Origin of the sequence: Halomonas sp. IOP_14, from assembly GCF_021021315.1 — a bacterium.
Lineage (GTDB): Bacteria > Pseudomonadota > Gammaproteobacteria > Pseudomonadales > Halomonadaceae > Vreelandella > Vreelandella titanicae.
This window is the reverse complement of record NZ_JAINWD010000006.1, coordinates 170,982-194,076: the sequence shown is the minus strand read 5'-3', so window position 1 is coordinate 194,076 and position 23,095 is coordinate 170,982. Positions and strand designations below refer to the sequence as shown.

Annotated in this window: 18 protein-coding genes; 17 read left to right on the top strand and 1 reads right to left on the bottom strand. The window is 57.1% G+C overall.

What is annotated here, in order from left to right:
* The first annotated feature begins 3 nt into the window (after nucleotides 1-3).
* The 15 genes from frr (at nucleotide 4) to tilS (ending at nucleotide 18,218) form a co-directional block, all read left to right on the top strand.
* Entirely contained in the window at nucleotides 4-561 is a 558-nt protein-coding gene (gene frr, locus K7H09_RS06645) for a ribosome recycling factor (protein WP_009288629.1), read from the top strand.
* A 93-nt stretch (nucleotides 562-654) separates the two neighbouring features.
* Nucleotides 655-1,443, top strand: a complete 789-nt coding sequence (gene uppS / locus K7H09_RS06640) for a polyprenyl diphosphate synthase (protein ID WP_022520193.1) — start codon at nucleotides 655-657, stop codon at nucleotides 1,441-1,443.
* Entirely contained in the window at nucleotides 1,436-2,266 is an 831-nt protein-coding gene (locus tag K7H09_RS06635; protein WP_009288631.1) for a phosphatidate cytidylyltransferase, read from the top strand. The genes uppS and K7H09_RS06635 overlap by 8 nt, the downstream gene beginning before the upstream one ends.
* Nucleotides 2,263-3,453: a 1-deoxy-D-xylulose-5-phosphate reductoisomerase gene (gene ispC, locus K7H09_RS06630; protein WP_022520192.1), complete on the top strand. Its 1,191-nt coding sequence runs from the start codon at nucleotides 2,263-2,265 to the stop codon at nucleotides 3,451-3,453. The genes K7H09_RS06635 and ispC overlap by 4 nt, the downstream gene beginning before the upstream one ends.
* Nucleotides 3,454-3,508: 55 nt before the next feature.
* A complete protein-coding gene (rseP, locus tag K7H09_RS06625) occupies nucleotides 3,509-4,867 on the top strand; it encodes an RIP metalloprotease RseP (protein WP_039860633.1) in 1,359 nt (452 codons plus the stop codon).
* 100 nt (nucleotides 4,868-4,967) lie between these two features.
* On the top strand, nucleotides 4,968-7,319 hold the full coding sequence (gene bamA / locus K7H09_RS06620; RefSeq protein ID WP_411572272.1) for an outer membrane protein assembly factor BamA: 2,352 nt from the start codon (nucleotides 4,968-4,970) through the stop codon (nucleotides 7,317-7,319).
* A 74-nt stretch (nucleotides 7,320-7,393) separates the two neighbouring features.
* Nucleotides 7,394-7,894: an OmpH family outer membrane protein gene (locus K7H09_RS06615; RefSeq protein WP_027957768.1), complete on the top strand. Its 501-nt coding sequence runs from the start codon at nucleotides 7,394-7,396 to the stop codon at nucleotides 7,892-7,894.
* Nucleotides 7,895-7,947: 53 nt separating this feature from the next.
* The gene (gene lpxD, locus K7H09_RS06610) at nucleotides 7,948-8,982 is read left to right on the top strand and encodes a UDP-3-O-(3-hydroxymyristoyl)glucosamine N-acyltransferase (protein ID WP_009288490.1); all 1,035 of its coding nucleotides are present in this window, start codon (nucleotides 7,948-7,950) and stop codon (nucleotides 8,980-8,982) included.
* 147 nt (nucleotides 8,983-9,129) lie between these two features.
* The gene (gene fabZ / locus K7H09_RS06605; RefSeq protein WP_022520189.1) at nucleotides 9,130-9,573 is read left to right on the top strand and encodes a 3-hydroxyacyl-ACP dehydratase FabZ; all 444 of its coding nucleotides are present in this window, start codon (nucleotides 9,130-9,132) and stop codon (nucleotides 9,571-9,573) included.
* Nucleotides 9,570-10,337 (top strand): acyl-ACP--UDP-N-acetylglucosamine O-acyltransferase, encoded by a 768-nt coding sequence (gene lpxA / locus K7H09_RS06600; protein ID WP_039860639.1) that lies wholly within the window; start codon nucleotides 9,570-9,572, stop codon nucleotides 10,335-10,337. Before fabZ ends, lpxA begins: the two co-directional genes overlap by 4 nt.
* A 17-nt stretch (nucleotides 10,338-10,354) precedes the next feature.
* Nucleotides 10,355-11,527, top strand: coding sequence for a lipid-A-disaccharide synthase (gene lpxB, locus K7H09_RS06595; protein WP_039860640.1), 1,173 nt, complete (start codon nucleotides 10,355-10,357; stop codon nucleotides 11,525-11,527).
* On the top strand, nucleotides 11,517-12,149 hold the full coding sequence (gene rnhB, locus K7H09_RS06590) for a ribonuclease HII (protein WP_039860641.1): 633 nt from the start codon (nucleotides 11,517-11,519) through the stop codon (nucleotides 12,147-12,149). The genes lpxB and rnhB overlap by 11 nt, the downstream gene beginning before the upstream one ends.
* A 37-nt stretch (nucleotides 12,150-12,186) precedes the next feature.
* Complete coding sequence (gene dnaE / locus K7H09_RS06585; RefSeq protein ID WP_039860643.1) at nucleotides 12,187-15,699, top strand: DNA polymerase III subunit alpha; 3,513 nt, start codon at nucleotides 12,187-12,189, stop codon at nucleotides 15,697-15,699.
* Between the two features lie 283 nt (nucleotides 15,700-15,982).
* Nucleotides 15,983-16,939 (top strand): acetyl-CoA carboxylase carboxyl transferase subunit alpha, encoded by a 957-nt coding sequence (gene accA, locus K7H09_RS06580; protein WP_022520184.1) that lies wholly within the window; start codon nucleotides 15,983-15,985, stop codon nucleotides 16,937-16,939.
* Nucleotides 16,920-18,218 carry a tRNA lysidine(34) synthetase TilS gene (gene tilS, locus K7H09_RS06575; RefSeq protein WP_039860644.1) on the top strand — a complete coding sequence of 433 codons (1,299 nt, stop codon included), beginning with the start codon at nucleotides 16,920-16,922 and terminating at the stop codon, nucleotides 18,216-18,218. The genes accA and tilS overlap by 20 nt, the downstream gene beginning before the upstream one ends.
* Here tilS and ppx read toward each other — a convergent pair.
* Nucleotides 18,193-19,746: an exopolyphosphatase gene (gene ppx, locus K7H09_RS06570; RefSeq protein ID WP_230804190.1), complete on the bottom strand. Its 1,554-nt coding sequence runs from the start codon at nucleotides 19,744-19,746 to the stop codon at nucleotides 18,193-18,195. The two genes, tilS and ppx, sit on opposite strands and share 26 nt — an antisense overlap.
* 525 nt (nucleotides 19,747-20,271) lie before the next feature.
* Here ppx and rho point away from each other — a divergent pair.
* Nucleotides 20,272-21,531, top strand: coding sequence for a transcription termination factor Rho (gene rho / locus K7H09_RS06565; RefSeq protein WP_007111700.1), 1,260 nt, complete (start codon nucleotides 20,272-20,274; stop codon nucleotides 21,529-21,531).
* A gap of 59 nt (nucleotides 21,532-21,590) precedes the next feature.
* Nucleotides 21,591-23,081: a 4-hydroxy-3-polyprenylbenzoate decarboxylase gene (gene ubiD / locus K7H09_RS06560; RefSeq protein WP_230804187.1), complete on the top strand. Its 1,491-nt coding sequence runs from the start codon at nucleotides 21,591-21,593 to the stop codon at nucleotides 23,079-23,081.
* The last annotated feature ends 14 nt before the right edge of the window (nucleotides 23,082-23,095 follow it).

Genomic DNA, 23,095 nt, shown 5'->3' with positions numbered 1-23,095 from the left:
GACGTGATCAACGATATTAAGAAAGATGCCGATTCGCGCATGCAAAAAAGCGTTGAGGCGCTGCATAGCAACTTCAATAAAATTCGTACCGGTCGTGCTCACCCGAGCATTTTAGACGCCGTTACCGTGGACTATTACGGCAGCCAGGTACCGCTTAGCCAAGTGGCATCGGTCAACGTTGAGGACGCTCGCACGCTGACGATTGCGCCGTGGGAGCAGGGCATGGTGCAGAAGATCGAAAAGGCCATCATGACCTCTGATCTTGGCTTGAACCCGGCCAGTGCAGGCAACGTGATCCGTGTGCCAATGCCGATGCTCACCGAAGAGACCCGCAAAGGTTATATCAAGCAGGCGCGTAGCGAAGCTGAAAACGCTCGCGTTGCCGTGCGTAACGTACGTCGTGATGCTAACGGTGATTTCAAGTCGTTGTTAAAAGATAAAGAGATTACCGAAGACGATCAGCGTGAAGGCGAAGATGCGATTCAAAAGCTGACCGACAAGTATATTGCTGAGATCGATAAAGCGCTGACTGCAAAAGAGCAGGATCTCATGCAGGTATAAACCTGTGCTTTATTCAGCCGCGGGCAGCTTTGGCTGCCCGTTTTGCCACACTCTGGCTGGTTTTTTTATGACTGACCTTTGGTGCGAGAATCCATGACGTCACCGCAGCTTCCTGAAAAACAGCCGGACGACGCCAGCGCGTCTTCTCTGGCCGGGGAGGCCCCGCCGTCTCACGTTGCCATCATTATGGATGGCAATAACCGCTGGGCGCGCGCGCGCGGGCTTTCGGGGGTGCGTGGGCACCGGGCTGGGGTGGAAACCGTTCGTGCGGTGATTCAGCGGGCCGCCGAGCGCGAGGTGCAAACCCTCAGCCTGTTTGCTTTCTCCAGCGAAAACTGGAAGCGTCCGGCCGCAGAGGTCAACGCCTTGATGGAGCTGTTTTTGATGGCGCTTAAGCGTGAAGTCAAAAAGCTCAATGAGCGTAATGTGCGCCTCTCGATCATTGGCGAACAGCGGGGTTTTTCCCACGCCATCCAAAAGCATATTCAGCGTGCTGAAGCGTTAACCGCGGACAATACAGGGATGCATCTGGTGATTGCCGCCAACTATGGGGGGCAGTGGGATATCGCACGGGCGGCGCGCACCTTAGCCGAGCAGGTGGCGGCTGGGGAGTTATCGCCTGAGCAAATCGATGAAGCGTGCTTCGACACTGCAATGGGGACTGATGACGTGCCGCCGGTGGATCTGTGTATACGTACCAGTGGTGAGCAGCGGCTATCCAACTTTATGCTTTGGCAGTTGGCCTATGCTGAGCTGCACTTTTCCCCGCTGCTATGGCCCGATTTCGGTGCGGATGCGTTTGATGCGGCATTAAACGACTTCTGCCAGCGCCGTCGTCGCTTTGGCATGACGGACGAACAAATAGAGGCGCAGGGTGCTTAAACAGCGGATTATCACCGCAGCCTGGCTAGCACCCCTGGTGCTGGCTGGCCTGTTTGGTTTAGACGGCGGCGCTTTTGCGCTATTTACGGCGTTGATGGTGCTACTCGCCACTTGGGAGTGGGCCAATCTGGCGGGCGTTACCCGTACCGCACAGCGTGCTCAGCTAGTGGCCGTGATGGCGGTGTTGATGCTGGTCATGTGGCTGGCCGGAGCCGCCACATCAATATGGCCGCTTTGGTTCTCTGCTGCCGGTTGGCTGGTGAATCTCTACTGGGTAACCCGCTACCCTGCGGCGGGTGAGCAGTGGCAGTCCACCGTGCGGCGCCTGGCGATGGGCCTGTGGGTGCTATTGCCCTGCTGGGTGGGCTTTAACGTTCTGCGTGACATCGGTATGGCTTGGCTGCTGTTTGTGCTGCTGCTGGTTTGGTGCGCGGATATCGGCGCCTACTTTGTGGGGCGACACTGGGGCAAGCGCAAATTGGCTCCCCACGTGAGCCCTGGCAAATCATGGGAGGGCGTATACGGCGGCTTAGCGGCGACCACTATTCTGGCTATTCTCTTTGCGCTGTGGTTGCCGCTGGGCCTGGTGGGTGGAATTACCCTGATACTCATCACCGCCGTGGTCACTTTGGCCTCTGTGCTAGGGGATCTACTGGAAAGCATGCTCAAGCGCCATCGTAATATCAAAGATTCGAGCCAGTTGCTGCCCGGCCATGGCGGTGTGCTGGATCGCATTGATAGCCTCACCGCGGCGATACCGCTGTTTGCACTGTTCTATGTGGAAGTACTGGTTGAGGTGTTTGCTCGGGTGCCGCCGCTATGAGCCAACTCGCTAATAGGCAACGTGTGACCGTGCTTGGCTCGACAGGCTCTGTGGGCACTAGCACGCTGGATGTGATTAGTCGCCACCCAGACCGCTATTGCGTGCATGCCCTGACCGCGCACACCTCAAAAGAGGCTCTGCTAGCGCAGTGCTTGGCGCATCGCCCTGCGGTCGCCGTGTTGGATAATGAGGCCGATGCCGCTTGGCTGCGCCAAGAGCTTAAGCGGGCTGGGCAGTCAACTGACGTGAGCGCAGGCCCAGAGGCGCTGTGCGATGTTGCCCGGGACGCCAGCGTCGACTGCGTAATGGCGGCCATTGTCGGCTCGGCGGGCTTACTGCCTGCCCTAGCCGCTGCGGAAGCAGGCAAGCGCGTGCTACTGGCCAATAAAGAGGCGCTGGTGATGAGCGGCGCGCTGTTTATGGAGGCCGTTTCCCGCTCTGGCGCAACATTACTACCGATTGATTCCGAACATAATGCCATTTACCAGTGTCTACCTGCGGAGCACCGCGGCGGACTTGCCAAGCACGGCGTTCGTCAACTGCTGCTAACGGCCTCTGGCGGGCCGTTTCGTACATGGAGCCAGGCGGAAATCAACAATGTCACTCCCGAACAGGCCTGCGCTCACCCGAACTGGTCAATGGGACGTAAAATATCGGTGGATAGCGCCACACTGATGAATAAAGGGCTAGAGCTTATTGAAGCCTGCTGGCTGTTTGATGCCACGCCCGAACAAATCCAGGTGGTGGTGCACCCTCAAAGCGTGATTCACTCCATGGCGGCGTATCAAGATGGTTCGGTGATTGCACAGTTGGGTAATCCTGATATGCGCATCCCCATCGCCTACGGGCTAGCGTGGCCGGAGCGCATTGATGCCGGGGTTGAGACACTGGATCTTTTTCAGGTGGCGCGGCTTGATTTTGAAGCCCCCGATGAAACTCGCTTCCCCTGTTTAGGGCTTGCCCGTGAAGCGATGCGGCAAGGTGGCATGGCACCCGTTGTGCTCAACGCTGCCAATGAGGTTGCAGTTGAAGCATTCCTACAGCGTCGAATCGGCTTTACAGCCATTGGGCAACTGGTCGCCGACGTCTTGTCGCGCCCCTATCAAGGCCGTGTTGATAGCCTTGATAGCGTATTAGCAACGGATCAGTGGGCGCGACAGCAGGCGCTGGAACTGGTAACAAAATGATACGCTTAAGCATTCGCTGGGCTGGTCGTTAGAGCGGGGCATTAAGGAGTTCAGTGTGGGCCTTATACAGAATATTTTAGCGGTCATTGTGGTGTTGGGCCTGTTAGTGACCTTCCACGAGTTTGGCCATTTTTGGGTGGCGAGGCGCTGTGGGGTCAAAGTGCTACGGTTTTCTGTAGGCTTTGGTAAGCCGCTATGGTCGCGGGTTGACCGCCACGGCACCGAGTTCGCGATAGCCGCCATTCCGCTGGGTGGCTATGTCAAAATGCTCGATGAGCGTGAGGCGCCGGTTCCGGAAGAGCAGCTTGATCAGGCATTTAACCGCAAAACCGTGTGGCAGCGCATTGCGATTGTGGCGGCAGGGCCAATCGCCAACTTCTTGTTAGCGATTGTGGCTTACTGGGCACTGTTCGTGGCGGGTACCACGGTGGTGTCGCCAATGGTAGGTAGCGTTGCGCCTGACTCGCCCGCCGCCGAAGCCGGACTTGCCAATGGCGATGAAATTGTCGCCATTCAGGGCGATGAGATGCGCTCTTGGGAAGATGTTAACCTCAAACTGGTATCGATTATTGGTTTCAGCGGTGAGCTGGATATAGACGCCCGCCCCGAAGGCGCGAGCGACCCTCAACGTTTTGGCTTATCGGTGACTGATTATTTGGTTCGCCAAGATCCGCCACAGCCGCTGCAATCGCTGGGTATTACTCCTTGGCAGCCGGAATTTCCGGCCGTTTTAGGCCAAGTAGTGAGCGGAGAGGCCGCCGAGCAAGCAGGCCTTGAGGCGGGCGATAGGATGGCGGCGATTAATGGCGAACCAGTGGATGATTGGATGCACTTCGTTAATATGGTGCGAGGTAATCCAGGTGAAACGCTGCAGCTCACCTATGAACGTAATGGCGAGCAGTCGAGTGTTGATTTAACCCCCGGGCGTAACCGCTTGGACACTGGGGTTGAAATTGGTTATATCGGTGCAGGCGCCGAGCAGGTCGAGTGGCCAGCAGCGTTTCAGCGTGAAATCCGTTACGGCCCTATCGAAGCGGTAGGCCAGGCTGTTTCGCGCACTGGAGAGATGACGCTCTTAACCTTAGATGCCATACGCAAAATGTTTGTCGGGCTTATCTCGCCTTCCAATTTGTCCGGGCCAATCACCATTGCACAGATCTCTGGTGATTCGGCCCGTGCAGGGATGGAAGCGTTTATTGGCTTTCTAGCGTATCTTTCTATCAGCCTTGGGGTACTAAACTTACTACCTATCCCGGTGCTCGATGGTGGCCACTTGCTCTATTATTTTATGGAGGTCGTGCGTGGACGGCCAGTATCCGAAAGAACCCAAGCCGTAGGACTGCGCATTGGGCTTGCCATGGTCGGCACCCTGATGTTGATGGCCCTCTATTTTGATCTGATGCGCCTGTGGTAATGACGCGTGTAGCGCGCAGGATGCCTTGTCATCTGCCTGCACAAATGTATATGGTGCCTTTCTGGAATGATAGGCAGACCAACGCGAGCGAATTGACTGCATGAAAATCAAGACCCTTGGAATGGCGGCACTCTTGCTGGCAGGCGCCAGCGGCGCCCAAGCACAATCCTTTGATGTTTCAGACATTCGAGTGGAAGGACTGCAGCGGGTATCCGCCGCCTCGGTCTTCAATGCATTTCCGGTGAGTGCCAATGAGCGCGTCAGCGAAGAGCAATTAGCTGCTGCTGCCCGTGACTTATTTGCCACAGGGCTATTTGACGATGTCTCCCTGGCACGCGAAGGCGATGTACTGGTTATTCAGGTCGTCGAGCGTCCGACTATTGCGCGGCTACAGATCAGCGGCAACGATCAAATCTCCGAAGAGGACTTGCGCAATGGTTTGCGTGAATCAGGGCTCTCGGAAGGCCAGGTACTGGAGCTCTCTACGCTGGAAGAGATACAGCGCGAGCTGGAAGGCGTCTACCAGTCTCAAGGTCGCTACAGCGCCAGCATCGATACCGAAGTGGAAGAGGTCGATGAGGGCCGGGTTCAGGTCAATATCAATATCAACGAAGGCGAAGTGGCCAAGATTCGCCAAATCAATATCGTTGGTAACGAAGCCTTTGATGATGAGACGCTGCGTGGCGTGTTTGAGTTAAATGATCGGCCAGGACGCTTTTTCGGCTGGTTCTCTAGCGACGAGTACTCCCGTGAAGCGCTTTCCGGTGATATTGAGCGGCTGCGTTCATTCTACTTGGATCGCGGCTACGTCAACTTCGATGTCACGTCCACTCAGGTATCGATTGGCCCTGAAAAGTCCGAAATCTTTATTACTCTGAACGTCGATGAAGGCGCCCAGTACCGGGTGGGCAATATTCGTTTCGCGGGTGATCTACAGATCAGCGAAAACGAAGCTCGCCAGTTACTCACCGTTAAAGAAGGAGAGATTTTCTCCCGCGGCGATGTGAATGCCTCCACCGAAGCCCTGCGCCAGCGTTTGGGTGCCGAAGGCTTCGCCTTTGCTGATATTCAAGGCGTGCCTGAAATGGCAGGGGACGGTGAAACGGTCGATCTGGTGATTGCTGTCAATCCCGGTGAACGCGCCTACGTGCGTCGTATCGAGTTCTACGGTAATACGACTACTCAGGATGAAGTACTGCGGCGTGAAATGATTCAGTTGGAGGGCGCACCCGCTTCCACCGAAGCCATTACACAATCGCGTCAGCGCCTTGAACGCCTGGGCTTTTTTAGCCAAGTAGAAGTGGATACCCAGCCTGTACCTGGTGAGCCGGATTTACTCGACGTTACTTATAATGTCGAAGAGCAGCCCTCGGGGTCGGTCTCTGCCAGCGTTGGTTTCTCCCAGAGTGCCGGGGTTATTTACGGTGTCGGCTTGTCACAAAATAACTTCTTGGGTACGGGTAACCGGGTCAATGTAGGGGCTCAGCGCAGCGACACCTTTACCAGTGTGAACTTTGGCTTCACTGATCCCTACTGGACGTTGGATGGCATTTCTCGCGGCTACAATGTTTTTTACCGCGAAACAGATTACGCCGATTCGGATATTTCGACGTTCTCGACGGATGCCTATGGTGCCGGTATCAACTTTGGTTACCCCGTAAGCGAACTGTCGCGTCTTAACTTCGGTGCCAGCGTTGAAGACCTAACGGTGAAAACCTACTTCGACACGGCCTCAGAAATTCGTCGCTATGTGGAAGATCAGGGCGAAGATGCGCAAAGCCTGAAGCTGACCGCTAGTTGGACACGCAACAATCTCAACCGCGGTATTATGCCGACCGATGGCAACTATCAGCGACTGTCGCTGGAAACCGGCGTGCCGGGCAGTGATTCGGAGTACTACAAGCTGCGCGCCCGTGCTCAACAGCTCTTCCCGATTAACGATGACGAGTCCTGGGCGTTCAAATTTACCGGCAATGTCGGCTATGCCGATACGCTGGGCGGCAACGATCCCTTCCCCTTCTATGAAAACTTCTACGCGGGTGGTCTTGGCTCGGTGCGTGGCTTCACGTCGAATACGCTTGGGCAGCGCACCACGCCAGCAACCGAAGGCGGCCGTGACCGCACGCTGGGCGGTAACGTTTCAGTAGAAGGTAGCGCCGAGATCATTTTCCCGCTGCCCTTTGTTGAAGATCAGCGCGCGCTGCAAACATCGCTATTCTTGGATGGCGGTAATACCTTCCTGACCTCTTGCTACGATGTGCTTGCAGAAGACGCAGGGCGTCAGCAGTGTAACTCCGGCGTTGATCTAGGCGATTTGCGCTACAGCGCCGGTATTGGCCTCTCTTGGCTGACACCGGTAGGCCCGCTGACCTTTAGCATTGCTGAGCCATTGAACGATAAGAGCGGTGACGACACTCAGTTCTTCCAGTTCTCATTAGGACAAACGTTCTAAAGGGCAAACGTTCTAATTTTGCTAGACCGCGTGCCATGGTGGCGCGCGCTAGCGTGACCTAAGGAGATAACATGATGCGTAAACTGACAGCGGTGGTATGCCTGTTGGGCGCGATGATTTTGCCCGCTCACGCTGCAGAAGTAGCAGTGTTGGATTGGCGAGCAGCATTGATGAATACCCAGTCCGCACAGGCGTCAATGAGTACTCTGGAAGGGCAAATTGGCAATCAGCAGCGTGAAGCGCAAAACCTGGGTAATGAGTTGCAGCAGCTTCAGCAGCGTTTGCAGAACGAAGGCGAAACGATGGCTCAGTCCCAGCGGGAGTCGCTGATTAGCGAGCTTCAGCAGAAAGGCAGCCGTTTTGAACAGCTTCGCCAGGAAGTAATGCAGGCACAGCAGCGTTCCGAGCAGCAGTTTTTAGAAGGCGCCGAGCCTAAGCTGGAACAAGCGGTAGCAGAAGTGCTGGAACGCCATGGTATTGATGTGCTGGTTGAACCCCAGGGCGTACTGCACTCAGGTGTGGATCTGCCCAATGTGACCGATGAAGTCACCCAGATTTTTGATACCTTGAACTAAATTTAAACGCTAATTGGTGTGGTCAGGCCACACCAACGCTTCCCTGGGCTCCCATGACGCACGCTTCTCATCACTTTACCCTCGCAGACATTGCGCGCCAATTGGGCATTGCCGTCAGCGGTAATGCCCAGCAGCCGATACGCGGCTTGGCGACGCTAAAAGAAGCGCAGCCGGATCAAGTGGCTTTTCTGGCCAATCGTGCCTACCTGAAAGATTTGGCGACGACCAAGGCGGCCGCGGTATTGCTGCACCCTGAGCATGGCAAGCACTGCCCGGTAGCGCGTCTGGAAATCGATAACCCTTACTTGGGCTATGCCAAGCTATCGCAGTTGTTTGACCCACTGCCTGCCCGCGATATCGTCGGTATTCACCCCACCGCCGTCGTGGCGGAAGATGCTCAGCTAGGCGCCGATGTCTGCATTCAAGCTCATGCAGTGATTGAATCAGGCGTGGTGCTGGGCGACCGTGTGGTCATTGGGGCGGGCAGCGTGGTGGGAGCCGATACAATTATCGGCGAAGCAACGCGTCTGCACGCCAATGTCACCCTCTGCCATGGCGTGGTTATCGGTAAACGGGGCATCTTGCAAAGCGGCTGTGTGATTGGCGGCGACGGCTTCGGGTTTGCCCACGATGGCGCTGGCTGGCATAAAATCGCCCAATTGGGGGGCGTAGTGCTTGGCGACGACGTTGAAGTAGGCAGTTGCTCCAGCATCGATCGTGGCGCTTTGGGAGATACGGTGATTGGTGATGACGTCAAAATTGATAGTCAGGTACAAATCGCCCATAACGTCATTATCGGTGACCACAGCGCCTTAGCAGGCTGTGTGGGCATTGCTGGTTCGACCAAGGTCGGTAAGCACTGCATGCTGGGTGGTGGGGTCGGTTTATCCGGTCACCTAACCATTTGCGACGGCGTTCAGGTGACAGGTATGAGCCTTGTCACGAACTCAATCCATGAACCGGGGGTCTACTCATCCGGTACTGGCGCCATGGCTAATGCCCAGTGGCGTAAAAACGCGGTGCGTTTTAAACAGCTTGATGACATCGCTAAGCGCCTGGCTCGATTGGAAAAAAAGCAACGTGAATAGTAACGGCTGCATGACTTTTACCCGCTGCTGGTTTGAGACTAGATAACAGCGGGGTATAATCCACAGCCTTTTAACCAGTGCACGTGCTGGTATTTGCCTGACACTCTTCAGGAGCTGCAGGTTTTTGTTATTTTAGAGGTCGCTACGATGGTTATGGATATCAATGAAATTCGCGAGTACTTGCCCCACCGTTACCCCTTTTTGCTGGTGGATCGAGTAACGCAATTAACCACCGGCGAATCCATCGTTGCGTACAAAAATGTCAGCATTAATGAGCCATTTTTTAACGGCCACTTTCCGCATCACCCGATTATGCCCGGCGTACTGGTGATTGAAGCCCTGGCCCAGGTATGCGGCATTCTCGGTTTTAAAACGGTCAATAAACTGCCTGCCGATGGTTATGTGTACTATCTCGTGGGCAGCGATAAAGTGCGCTTTAAACGCCCGGTAATGCCGGGCGACAAGCTCACCTTAGAGGCCGACGTGATTAGAGGTAAACGGGGTATCTGGAAATTTGCATGCCGTGCCACGGTTGACGGTGAGCTGGCCTGCGAAGCAGAAATTATTTGTGCCGAGAGGAAGGTGGCTTGATACATCCGACTGCACTGGTCGACCCGGCGGCGCGCCTTGCCGACGACGTTGAGGTTGGCCCCTTTAGCATCATTGGCCCCGACGTCACGATCGGCGCGGGCTCCGTGATAGGCCCTCATGTGGTGGTTAAAGGCCCCACCTCGCTAGGCGAACGTACGCGTATCTTTCAGTTTGCCTCGGTAGGTGAAGACTGTCAGGACAAAAAATACGCAGGCGAACCCACGCGGTTAGTGATGGGCGACGATAATGTGATCCGTGAAGGCGCCACGATTCATCGAGGCACCGTTCAGGATCGCAGCGAAACCACCATTGGTTCGCGCAACCTGTTTATGGCCTACGTGCATGTCGGCCATGACTGCGTGATTGGTAACGACTGCATTTTAGCCAATCAGGTTACCTTGGCGGGCCATGTCACCGTCGGTGATCATGCCATTCTGGGTGGGTTGGCGGCAGTACATCAGTTCTGTCACTTTGGCGATCACGCCATGGCCGGTGGTGGCTCGATTATCACCAAGGACACACCCGCCTATATCATGATTAATGGCAACCCTGCCGAAGCGCGTGGCCTCAACCTGGTGGGCTTAAAGCGCCGCGGCTTTAGCCGCGAAGCAATTAGCGCCTTAACCACCGCCTATAAAATGGTCTATCGCCAGGGACTGACTACAGAGCAGGCGCTTGTCGAAATGCGTAGCCGCTTTGATTTGCCCGAAATCGAGCATTTCGCCGCCTCCATTGAGCGTTCTACCCGCGGCATCACCCGTTAACCCATGCTAATCATTTTATGACCCTGCAACGTGTCTATCTCGTGGCTGGGGAACTCTCCGGCGATATCCTTGGCGCTGGGCTGATGCGTGAACTTAAAGCGCGCCACCCCGGCGTCGAGTTTCGTGGCATCGGCGGGCCGCGCATGCAGGCAGAGGGCATGGAGAGCCGCTTCCCTTTAGAGACCCTCGCGGTGATGGGGTTGGTTGAGGTGCTTAAGCACCTCCCCGAACTGATCCGCGTGCGGCGTACGCTGAAAGCCGAAGCGCTGGCCTGGCAGCCGGATATTATGCTCGGCATCGATGCGCCTGACTTCAATTTAGGCCTGGAACGCCAGCTCCGCGAAGCGGGTATTACTACTGCCCATTACGTAAGCCCTTCCGTATGGGCGTGGCGCCAGGGGCGGGTAAAAGGCATCGCTAAATCGGTGGACGGCATGCTGACACTGCTGCCTTTTGAAGCCGCCTTCTATCGCAAACACCGTGTTCCCGTTGCCTTTGTGGGTCACCCTCTGGCCGACGAAATGCCGCTGGAAAATGACCGTATTGCCACCCGTCAGGCGCTGAAGCTGGCGCCGGATAGCCAGGTGTTAGCGCTGCTGCCCGGCTCTCGGGCCAATGAAATTCGCTTTTTGGGTGACACCTTTCTTAACGCTGCCGAACAGCTCTGCCAGCGCCACCCCACGCTGCAAGTGGTGATTCCTGCAGCCACCGCTGATCGCCGCCGGGAAATCAGCGCACTGCTGGCTAGTTACCCGCTGTTGGTGGAGCGTACTGCGCTTTTGGATGGTCAGGCCCGCGAAGCCATGGTGGCGAGCGATGTGGTGCTGCTGGCCTCGGGTACCGCCGCGCTGGAAGCCATGCTGTGTCACCGCACCATGCTAGTGGCCTACAAAATGGCCCCAGCCACCCACTGGCTGGCTAAACGAATGGTGAAAACCCAGTGGGTATCGCTACCCAATTTGATTGCCCAGGAGACGCTGGTGCCCGAGCTGATTCAAGACGCCGCCTCTCCAGAGGCGATTGCCGAGCAACTCAGCGCTATGTTGGCCGACGAGGCAAGTCGACATGCCTTGGAAACACGCTTTGCCGAGATGCACGCTACGCTCCAGCGTAACGCCAGCCGTCGCGCCGCCGAGGCGATTAACCTGTTGGCCGCGGGTCAGCCGCTGGAGAGTGTTGATGGCCATTGAGCACTGGTTGATCGAGCACAAGGATTTTCCAACGCTAGAAATTGCCTACAGCGGCGAGCGGCTGGCGGGGGTCGATGAAGTAGGCCGAGGGCCGCTGATCGGCAGCGTGGTGGCCGCGGCGGTGATTCTCGACCCCGCTCAGCCGATTGACGGTCTTACCGACTCTAAAAAGTTGACGGCGCGCAGGCGTGAAGCGCTGGATAGACAAATTCGCGAACGGGCGCTGGCCTTCGCCGTGGCAGAAGCCAGCGCAGCGGAAGTGGATGCGCTGAATATTTACCACGCCACCCACTTGGCCATGCGCCGAGCCATTGATGCGCTGGCACCGGCGGCGGAATATCTACTCGTGGATGGCAACAAATTACCTGGCCATCTGTTGCCCGGCCAGGCCGTGGTAAAGGGTGATTCACGCCACTGTGCCATTGCCGCGGCGTCGATTTTGGCCAAGGTCGCTCGCGATGCGCAGATGGTCGCCTTGGATGAGTGCTATCCTGAGTATGGTTTTGCGCGCCATAAAGGCTACCCGACCAAAGAGCACCTGACGGCGCTTGCAGCTCACGGGCCACTGGCCGAACATCGTCGTAGCTTCGCGCCTGTGCAGCGTCAGTTGGCGCTGCTTTAACGTATTTTTCTTCACCTAGCGTTTTGCTGAGAGTCTCATGACGGTTCCGTTCGTTCATTTACGTTTGCACAGTGAATATTCCCTGGTCGATGGCTTAGTGAAGCTAAAGTCGCTGGTTAGCACCACGGCTGAACGGGCGATGCCAGCGCTGGCCTTGACCGATGAAACCAACCTGTTCGGCCTGGTGAAGTTCTACAAAGCCGCCCAGGGGGCGGGGTTGAAGCCGATTATTGGCAGCGACTTATGGCTCCATAATCCCCATGACGAGTCCCACCCTTACCGGCTAACGCTGCTGGCGATGAACGATATTGGCTATCGCAACCTGACCGAGTTGATCTCGAAAGGTTGGACGCATGGTCAACGGCAGGGGCGCGCCATTCTCGATAAACAGTGGGTGCTGGAGCAGAGCGAAGGCTTGATTGCGCTTTCCGGCGCGCGGGAGGGTGAGATTGGCCGCCACCTGCTATCTGATCACGAGCAGGATGCACGGGTGCTGCTCGAAGAGTGGCAGGCGGCCTTTCCCGAGCGCTTTTATCTAGAGTTGATTCGCACCGGGCGCCCGCTGGAAGAGGCCTGCGTTCACGCCAGCGTCAAGCTGGCCATTGAAACAGGCACGCCAGTGGTGGCGACCAATGACGTGCGCTTTCTTGAGCGCGAAGATTATTGGGCCCACGAGACCCGCGTCTCCATCGGTGAAGGTAAAGCGCTGGACGACCCACGCCGCGAACGCCGCTACACTGAAGAGCAGTACTTAAAAAGCCCCGACGAGATGGCGGCGCTGTTTGCCGATATCCCCGAAGCGCTGGAAAACAGCGTGATGATCGCCGAGCGCTGCAGCGTGGATGTGCGCCTGGGCGAGATTTTCCTGCCCGAGTTCGGCATTCCCGAAGGGATGACCCAGGATGAGTTCTTCCGCAAAGTATCCCATGACGGTTTAACCGAGCGGTTGGATTTTTTGTTTCCCGCTGAACGCTACCCCCGCGACAGCGAAGAGTACCAGGCGATCGACCAGCGCTACCGCGACCGGCTGGAGTTCGAGCTCAACGTTATTATCCAGATGGGGTTCCCTGGCTACTTCCTGATCGTGATGGACTTCATCCAGTGGGCCAAGGACAACCGCGTACCGGTAGGCCCGGGGCGTGGTTCCGGTGCTGGTTCGCTAGTGGCCTACGCGCAAAAGATCACTGACTTAGACCCGATTGGCTACGACCTGCTGTTCGAGCGCTTTCTTAACCCCGAACGTGTCTCCATGCCCGACTTTGACGTCGACTTCTGCATGGAAAAACGCGACAAGGTGATCGAGTACGTAGCCGAGCGCTACGGGCGCAATGCGGTCTCCCAGATTGTTACTTTTGGCACCATGGCGGCGAAGGCCGTGGTGCGCGACGTCGCCCGTGCCCAAGGCCGTCCGTACTCGCTGGGGGATAAGCTCTCCAAGCTGATTCCCTTTGAAGTAGGCATGACCCTGGCCAAGGCGATTGAGCAGGAGCCTGCGCTGAAAGAGTTTATCGGCAACGATGAAGAGGCCGAAGAGATCTGGGAGATGGCGCTCAAGCTTGAGGGCACCACCCGGGGCACCGGCAAGCACGCCGGTGGCGTGGTCATCGCCCCCACCAAGCTGACCGATTTCTCTCCGCTGCTCTGCGATGAAGATGGCTCTGGCTTGGTGGTACAGTTCGATAAAAACGATATTGAAGAGGCGGGGCTGGTCAAGTTCGACTTCCTGGGCCTGCGGACGCTGACGATTATCGACTGGGCACTAGAAATGGTCGACAAGGTGCGCAGCGTTAACGGCCAGGGGCCGCTCAACATCGACAGCATCCCGCTGGACGACGCGCCAACCTTCGAGATGCTCAAGCGCGCTGAAACCACGGCGGTCTTCCAGCTCGAATCCCGCGGCATGAAGGAGCTGATCAAGCGCCTGCTGCCTGACTCCCTGGACGATATGATCGCCCTGGTGGCACTGTTCCGCCCCGGCCCACTGCAGTCGGGCATGGTCGACGACTTTATCAACCGTAAGCACGGCCGGGCCGAAGTCTCTTATCCACACCCGGATTACCAGCACGAGCTGTTGAAACCTGTCTTGGCGCCCACCTACGGCATCATCCTCTACCAAGAGCAGGTCATGCAGATCGCTCAGGTAATGGCAGGCTACAGCCTCGGCCAGGCCGATATGCTGCGCCGTGCCATGGGTAAGAAAAAGCCCGAAGAGATGGCCAAGCAGCGTGACGGCTTTATGGAGGGGTGTGCCGCCAACGGTATCGATAAAGACCTGGCCGGTAACATCTTTGACCTGGTAGAGAAATTCGCCGGTTACGGCTTTAACAAGTCTCACTCGGCTGCCTACGCGCTGGTGTCTTACCAAACTGCGTGGCTGAAAGCCCACTATCCGGGGCCCTTTATGGCCGCCGTTATGTCCACGGAAATGGACAACCTGGATAAAGTGGTGCCGCTGATTGAGGAGTGTCGGAACCTCAAGCTCACCGTAACGCCGCCGAACGTCAACGTCGGTGGTTACAAGTTCACCGTCGATACCGATGCGCGTGTGGTCTATGGGCTAGGCGCAATTCGCGGCGTGGGCGAAGGGCCCATTGGCGCCATTGTCGAAGCCCGCGAGGCAGATGGCCCCTTTAAAGATATCTTCGATTTCTGCCGCCGCATTGATCCCAAGCGGATGAATAAGCGCACCCTGGAGGCGCTGATTCGCTCCGGCGCGCTGGATACCCTAGGCCCCAATCGTGCGGTGCTGTTCGCAGCGATGGAGGACGCGCTAAAAGCCGCTGCCCAAAACCACGCCAATCAGAATCTGGGCATGCTGGATATGTTTGGTGATGCGTTCGCCGCGGCCGATGAAAGTGACGGTGACAGCAACGTTTACGCCGAATACATCAACGCCCGTGAGTGGACCGATCGCGAACGGCTCTCAGGGGAGAAAGATACCCTGGGGCTTTACCTGACAGGGCACCCGATCGACGAGTACGAGCGGGAGCTAAAACGTTTTGTCTCCACGCGGATCAGCGATTTAAAACCTTCTCGCGACCCCCAGCGCGTTGCTGGGCTAGTGGTCGGCGTGCGCACCATGAAGTCAAAGCGTGGTGATACCATGGCGTTTATCACCCTGGATGACCGCACCGGGCGTATTGAAGCTTCGCTGTTTGGGGAGCTATTCGAGCAACTACGCGGTCAGATTGAGGCTGATCAGGTACTCATCGTTGAGGGCGAAGTCTCCAGCGACGAATACTCTGGTGGCCTGCGCCTACGCGGTAAAGACGTTACACCAATGGTGACGGCGCGCATTCGCTACGGCCAAGCCGTGGAACTGGCATTGGACGCGGGGCAGATCAATGGCCGCTTAATTGAAACCCTGCGCGACAGCCTGACGCCGTATCGCGATCAAGAGGGGTTGCCGGTGCGCCTGCAGTACCGCCACCCAGCGGCAGTGGCTTGGCTGGAACTTGCCGATGAGTGGAAAGTCGCACCGAGCGACGACTTACTGCTGGCGCTGCAGGATGTCCAGGGTCAGACAGGCGTACAGCTACGCTATCGATAGCTGACGATACGTCACTAAACTATCGGAAGAGGGCAGGTTGAAGCGAGGGTCTTTCGGCCAGGGCCGGAAAATGTTCCTGACAATTCCGGCATTTCCGCCATCCATGGCGGTCAGATGGCGAAAGTAGCGCCCAAGGATGGGTTCACAGCGCCCTCGCGGAGACCTGCCCTCGTGAGATTGCACTCTGTGCATAAGTGAGCCCACCTTGCGTGGCAGGGTCAGGGTGCGATAATACTTATTTTGATCAGGCTTGTTTTTGACAGGCAGCTTACAGGCAGAGCCGATGAATCCTAATTATCTCGATTTTGAACAGCCGATTGCCGAACTTCAGGCAAAAATTGAGGAGCTGCGTCTAGTCAGCTCCGATAGCCAAGTCAACCTTTCCGACGAGATCGCTCGGCTGGAAGAGAAGAGCCGCAAGCTGACGGAATCGATCTTCAAGGATTTGACTCCCTGGCAGGTTTCCCAGCTATCACGGCACCCTCAGCGTCCCTACACGTTGGACTACCTCGAACACATCTTCACCGACTTTGACGAGCTGCACGGTGATCGCAACTTCGCCGATGATGCCGCGCTGGTAGGTGGCATTGCGCGGTTGAATGATGCACCAGTGATGGTGATTGGCCATCAAAAAGGCCGCGATGTAAAAGAGAAAGTGCGCCGCAACTTCGGTATGCCGCGCCCAGAAGGCTACCGCAAAGCGTGCCGTCTGATGGAGATGGCCGAGCGCTTTAAAATGCCGATCCTGACCTTTATCGATACCCCCGGTGCCTATCCCGGTATCGACGCCGAAGAGCGCGGTCAGTCAGAGGCTATCGCCTATAATCTGGCCGTTATGTCGCGACTGAAAACACCGATTATCTCCACCGTGGTGGGCGAGGGCGGCTCCGGCGGCGCGCTGGCAATTGGCGTCTGCGACGAACTGCAAATGCTGCAGTATTCGACCTACTCGGTGATCTCACCGGAAGGCTGCGCATCGATCTTATGGAAAAGCGCTGAAAAAGCCTCTGACGCCGCTCAGGCTATGGGCATTACCGCCGAGCGACTGAAAGAGCTGGGTTTCGTCGATTCGCTGATCAAAGAGCCGCTCGGTGGTTCCCACCGTCACCCGCTAACCACTGCTGAGCGGGTCAAAGAGGCGCTTACCGCGAGCTTGGGGCGTCTGCAGTCAATGGACACTGACGCGCTGCTGGAGCGTCGCTACAAGCGTTTAATGAGCTATGGCGCCCCAGCCGCTTAATACGCTGCAACGCTTGCTCAACGACGCCCTGGCGGAAACCCCGCCGGGGCGCTCTATTTGGGTGGCACTCTCAGGTGGTTTGGACTCCTGCCTGCTGCTCGCGTTAGCCGCACGGGCCTGCGAACAAGCAGACCGCCATTTGCGGGCTATCCATATTAACCACGGCCTACAGGCAGCAGCGCAGACATTCGAGGCGCGCTGCCGGGATATGTGTGTGCGTTTGAACGTGCCGCTATCAGTGGTCAATGTGACGGTAGATGCACAAGGTGAAGGCATCGAAGGCGCCGCTCGCAACGCCCGCTATGAGGCTTTTTTGGCCACCATCCCCACTGGCGATACGCTTTGGCTGGCCCAGCACCAGGATGATCAGGCGGAAACCTTTCTGCTCGCCGCTCTGCGTGGCAGCGGGCTACGCGGCCTGGCTGGTATGCCCTATCGCCGGGAGGTCCAAAGTACCACCTTGGTGCGCCCCTGGCTCTCCGTGCGCCGAGCTGAACTTGAAGCTGCGGCTGGGCTGCTTCAGTTGCGCTGGTGCGAAGATCCCACCAATCAAGATATTCGCTTTGATCGCAACCGCCTGCGCCACCGAATATTGCCTGCATTGCGCGAGCGCTGGCCCACAGCCGTCGCTGCTTTAGCCAATAGCGCAACCAACGCCGGTGACGCAGATGCGGTGCTTAGCGAGTATTTAGCAGCCGAGCTAAACGAGCTCGTCACCGGAGAAGGGCAGATAGATGCGAGCGCACTTAGTCAGCGCTCCCGTCCCCGCCAGCGGCTGCTGGTGCGTACTCTTTGCCAACAGCAAGGCTTGCCAACACCGCCCCAGAAGCGTTTAGAGAGCCTGCTGGATCAATTGAATGCCAAGGCGGGTGCCGCGGTATGCGTTGAGTGGCCGGGTGCTCAGGCGCGCCTATGGCGCCAGCGGCTCTATCTGATGGTGCCTTTTGAAGCGTTATCGTCGTGGGAGGTTAGCTGGGATGGTCAAACGCCACTGGAAACGCCTATCGGGCCGCTAGGGTGGCAGGTGGCCTCATTACAAGAGCCGTCTCAACCGCTGAGAGCGACCTGGCGACAAGGTGGGGAGGTTATTCAACTGCCTAAACGAGGGCGGCGCGACCTAAAGCGGTTGCTACAAGAGGCGGATATGCCGCCCTGGGAGCGCCAGCGGCTGGTGGTTATCATGCAGGGGGAGGCGTGTATCGGGGTGGTTTGTCCCCCTGCTCAGCTGTTATGGCAGGCAGAGGGCGTTTGCTTTACCCGTCTGACTTCGCCTGCTTAACGATCAGCTTAAAACCGGCGGCTTCCATAAACGCCTGCTCCTGTTCCAGGTCGGTACTCAGCAGGGTGGGTTCATCGCTGGCAGGCAGCGTGATCGTCAAGCTATCGCTGTCAGCGCTTATTTCCGGTAGCGAGGGCGCGGTTTCCGGGCGGGAATGGTTGAGCAAAACGGCTAAACGCAGCAGTCGGGCGAGCTTCTGGGTCGTCTCCTGTTGCGCTTCCGGCAGGGCCTGCCACTCCTTGAGCGGAAATTTACGCCGGTGCGCGCGCACTAAAAACGCCAGTTGGCGCTGTTCAGGGCGTGAAAAACCCGCGAGATCCGAATGCTCCAGCAGGTAGGCGCCGTGGCGATGAAACTGGCTGTGAGAGATCGCCAGGCCGATTTCATGCACGTGGCTAGCCCACTGCAAATAGCGCCCTTGGTCAAGGTTCAGCGTCCATGCATGGCGTACCTGCTGAAACAGTCGCTCGGCAGTGTCGGCGACGTTAAGCCCTTGACGGGTATCAACATCGTAAGTGCGCTGTAGCGACTCCAGGCTTTTCGAGCGCGAGTCTTCGGCGGTATTGCGCCCGGCCATATCGTAGAGCACGCCTTCGCGCAGCGCCCCATCGGCAAAACGCATTTGGGTTAAATCAAAGGCCTCAAAAATCGCCCCGAGAATAGCAATCCCCGCCGGGAAAACTTTGGCACGGTCAGCCTTGAGGCCCTCCAGCGCGACTTTATCCAGTTGCTTGCACTTCAGCAGCCGTTCGCGCAGCTTCTTTAAACCGGCGCGAGTGATAACACCCTCGTGGGGCGTATCGCCATAGGCATGCAACACGCTGGCGGCGGCCTTGATCGTGCCGCTGGAGCCGACTGGGTCGTCCCAGCCCAGGCGTTGATAGGGGCGCTGAATGTTGGCGAGCTCTGAAAGAGCGGCGAGCTCGGCGCGGCGCATATGTTTTTCGTTCAACTCGCCGTCGGAGAAGAAGCGTCGGGAAAATGTCACGCAGCCCATGCGCAGGCTCTCCAGCGCTTTGGGCTCAAAAGCTTCACCAATAATGAATTCGGTCGAGCCGCCGCCAATATCGACGATTAATCGGCGGCCATTTTCGGCCAGCGCGTGGGCGGCGCCTAAATAAATCAGCCGAGCCTCTTCGCGGCCGGCGATAATTTCGATGGCGTGGCCTAACTGTGCTTCGGCGCGCTCGATAAATGTTTGGCTATTATCGGCATCGCGTAGCGCGTTAGTGCCGACAATGCGCAAATTGGCGTTGGTGATATCGCTTAAAAACGGCGCGAAGCGGCCCAGGCAATCTAGTGCGCGCTGCATTGCCTCTTCGCTGAGCAGGCCATCATCGTCTAGTCCCGCAGCGAGCTGCACCTTTTCGCCCAATCGGGCCACCACCTGGAGGCGTTCATGCTGGTAATTGGCCACCAGTAGATGAAAGCTGTTGGAACCCAGGTCTATAGCGGCGAAGCGCTGCGGCGCACCGCTGTCTACCTCAGCGGGAGCGGTGGCAATGGGGAGCGTAATGTCCTTGGGCATGAGCTTTCCTTCGTGTTGGCTGTGCCAAGGTTGCGGCGACCTTTATCTATTGTCAATTGCTAGACACCTAAAGGCTTGCGTTTGTCGCGGCGCTTGACTACCATCGAGCTACTGGCCTGATCTGACCTGGTTAGTTAGCGTGTCCACAAGTACTTCGCTGCGGAGATGAGTCGCTGTTTAGATAAATCATCTTGCATGCGTCGTGCAAGTACGACACCTTGGTCGCCCCAGACGTTATTCACTGTTTATCCCGTTAGCGTCAGCCAGAATTCCAAGTCGTCAGATAGCCCACTGGTTCAACCACTTTCCTGGGGTAGCCAGATTAAACAAGTGTTAGCACCCTCGAGTTGAGTCTTAATAACAACAAGCAGCAGCGTTGTTAGTTAAGTCCAACGCCGTTCCTTTCATCTTCGAGCGCGTGCCTTTACCGGGGTCTGAACGCATCACACGGCGTCACTTTCACGCCTCCTGTCTTATTCCCGGCGCCTGGCGCCCAGCTTCCATGAGCAACTTTCTAACACACCGATGAATCTCACTGAACTCAAGCAAAAAACCGTTCCCGAGCTCCTCGATATCGCCCGTGAAATGGGTATTGATAACTTGGCCCGTTCGCGCAAGCAGGACATCATTTTCGCCATCCTCAAGAAACACGCCAAAAGTGGCGAGGATATCTATGGCGACGGTGTGCTGGAAATTCTTCAGGATGGCTTCGGCTTCCTGCGTAGCGCTGACAGCTCCTATCTCGCCGGTCCCGACGATATCTACATATCGCCTTCGCAGATCCGCCGTTTCAATCTGCGCAAGGGTGACTCCATTTCCGGCAAAATCCGTCCGCCGAAGGAGGGTGAACGCTACTTCGCCCTGCTGAAGGTCAGTCAAATCAACTTTGACCGTCCGGAAAATGCCAAGCACAAGATCCTGTTTGAGAACTTAACGCCGCTGTTCCCAGACGATCGCATGCGTATGGAGATCGGTAACGGCTCCACGGAAGACCTTACCGCGCGGATCATCGATCTAACCGCGCCGATCGGTAAAGGCCAACGTGGTTTGCTGGTATCGCCGCCCAAGGCGGGTAAAACGCTGATGTTGCAAAACATCGCGACCTCCATCACGCGCAACAACCCAGAGTGTCATCTGATCGTACTGCTGATCGATGAGCGCCCTGAGGAAGTCACCGAAATGTCGCGCACCGTGCGTGGCGAAGTAGTCGCCTCGACCTTTGATGAGCCGCCAGCGCGTCACGTGCAAGTGGCGGAAATGGTCATCGAAAAAGCCAAGCGCTTGGTTGAGCACAAGAAAGACGTGGTCATTCTGCTCGACTCGATTACTCGCTTAGCGCGTGCTTACAACACCGTGGTACCGAGCTCCGGCAAAGTGCTCACCGGTGGTGTCGATGCCCACGCCCTGGAAAAGCCGAAGCGCTTCTTTGGTGCGGCGCGTAACATCGAAGAGGGCGGAAGCCTGACGATTATCGCCACGGCGCTGGTGGATACTGGCTCCAAGATGGACGAAGTCATCTTCGAAGAGTTCAAGGGTACCGGCAACATGGAAGCCCATCTGGACCGCAAACTGGCAGAGCGTCGCGTATTCCCGGCGATCAATATCCGCCGCAGTGGCACCCGTCGTGAAGACCTGCTGGCTTCTGAGGATGAAATGCAGCGCATGTGGATTTTGCGCAAGCTGCTCAATCCGATGGAAGACACCGCCGCCACTGAATTCCTGATTGACCGTCTGAAAGATACCAAGACCAATCTTGAGTTCTTTGAAGCGATGAAGCGCCGCTAGCTTGTGGTGTAAAAAAGAGCGCCGCTAACGCGGCGCATTCGCCAGCCAGGGAGCGTGCCTTGAAGTACAAAGACTTGCGTGAGTTCATCGCGGCGCTTGAAGCCCAGGGTGAACTCAAGCGTATTCATGTCGAAGTCGATCCTTACCTGGAAATCACCGAAATTTGCGACCGCACGCTGCGTGCCGGTGGCCCGGCGTTGCTGTTTGAAAACGTCAAAGGCCACGACATGCCGCTGTTGGGCAACCTGTTTGGCACCCCTAAACGGGTTGCGCTAGGCATGGGCCAAGAATCGGTAGAAGCGCTCAGAGAAGTGGGTAAGCTGTTGGCGTTTCTCAAAGAGCCTGATCCGCCGAAAGGCTTGAAAGACGCCTGGGACAAGCTGCCGATCTTCAAGCAAGTACTCAGCATGGGGCCGAAAAACGTCAAGCATGCGCCGGTACAGGAAGTGGTCTATGAAGACGACGAAGTCGATCTCGGCCTGCTGCCGATTCAGCACTGCTGGCCTGGCGATGCGGGGCCACTGGTCACCTGGCCACTGGTGATTACTAAAGGGCCGCACAAGAAGCGCCAGAACCTAGGGATTTACCGTCAGCAGAAGATTGGCAAGAACCGCCTGATCATGCGTTGGCTCTCCCACCGCGGCGGCGCGCTGGATTTTCTGGAGTTTCAAAAGGCCCACCCCGGCGAGCCCTTTCCAGTGGCCGTGGCGCTTGGTGCCGACCCGGCGACGATTCTTGGCGCTGTGACCCCGGTGCCGGATTCACTGTCAGAGTATGCTTTTGCGGGCCTGCTGCGCGGTTCGCGCACCGAGCTGGTCAAGTGCGGCCACGCCGACCTGGATGTACCCGCATCCAGCGAGATTATCCTCGAAGGCTTTATCTACCCCGATGATATGGCGGCGGAAGGCCCCTTTGGTGACCACACCGGTTACTACAATGAGGTCGATCACTTCCCGGTGTTTACCATCACGCGGATGACCATGCGCCGTGATGCTATCTACCACTCGACCTATACGGGGCGTCCGCCGGATGAGCCGGCGATTCTGGGCGTGGCGCTCAACGAAGTCTTCGTGCCCATCCTGTGTAAACAGTTCCCCGAAATTGTCGACTTCTACCTGCCGCCGGAAGGCTGTTCATACCGCATGGCGGTGGTCACTATGAAGAAGCAGTACCCCGGCCACGCCAAACGCGTGATGATGGGGGTGTGGAGCTTTCTGCGTCAGTTTATGTACACCAAATTTGTGATTGTGCTGGATGACGACGTGGACGCACGCAATTGGGAAGACGTGATCTGGGCGATCACCACCCGGATGGATCCCGCACGCGACACCGTGATGGTCGAAAATACTCCGATTGATTATCTCGATTTCGCCTCGCCGGTCTCAGGCCTGGGCTCGAAAATGGGGCTTGATGCCACCAATAAGTGGCCAGGCGAAACGGATCGTGAATGGGGCACCCCGATTGTGATGGACGATGCCATTAAAGCGCGCGTGGATGAACGTTGGGAAGCACTGGGGATTGGCCTTGAGCTACCGCCCTCTCGCCTTTAAATGCGCTGTACCGC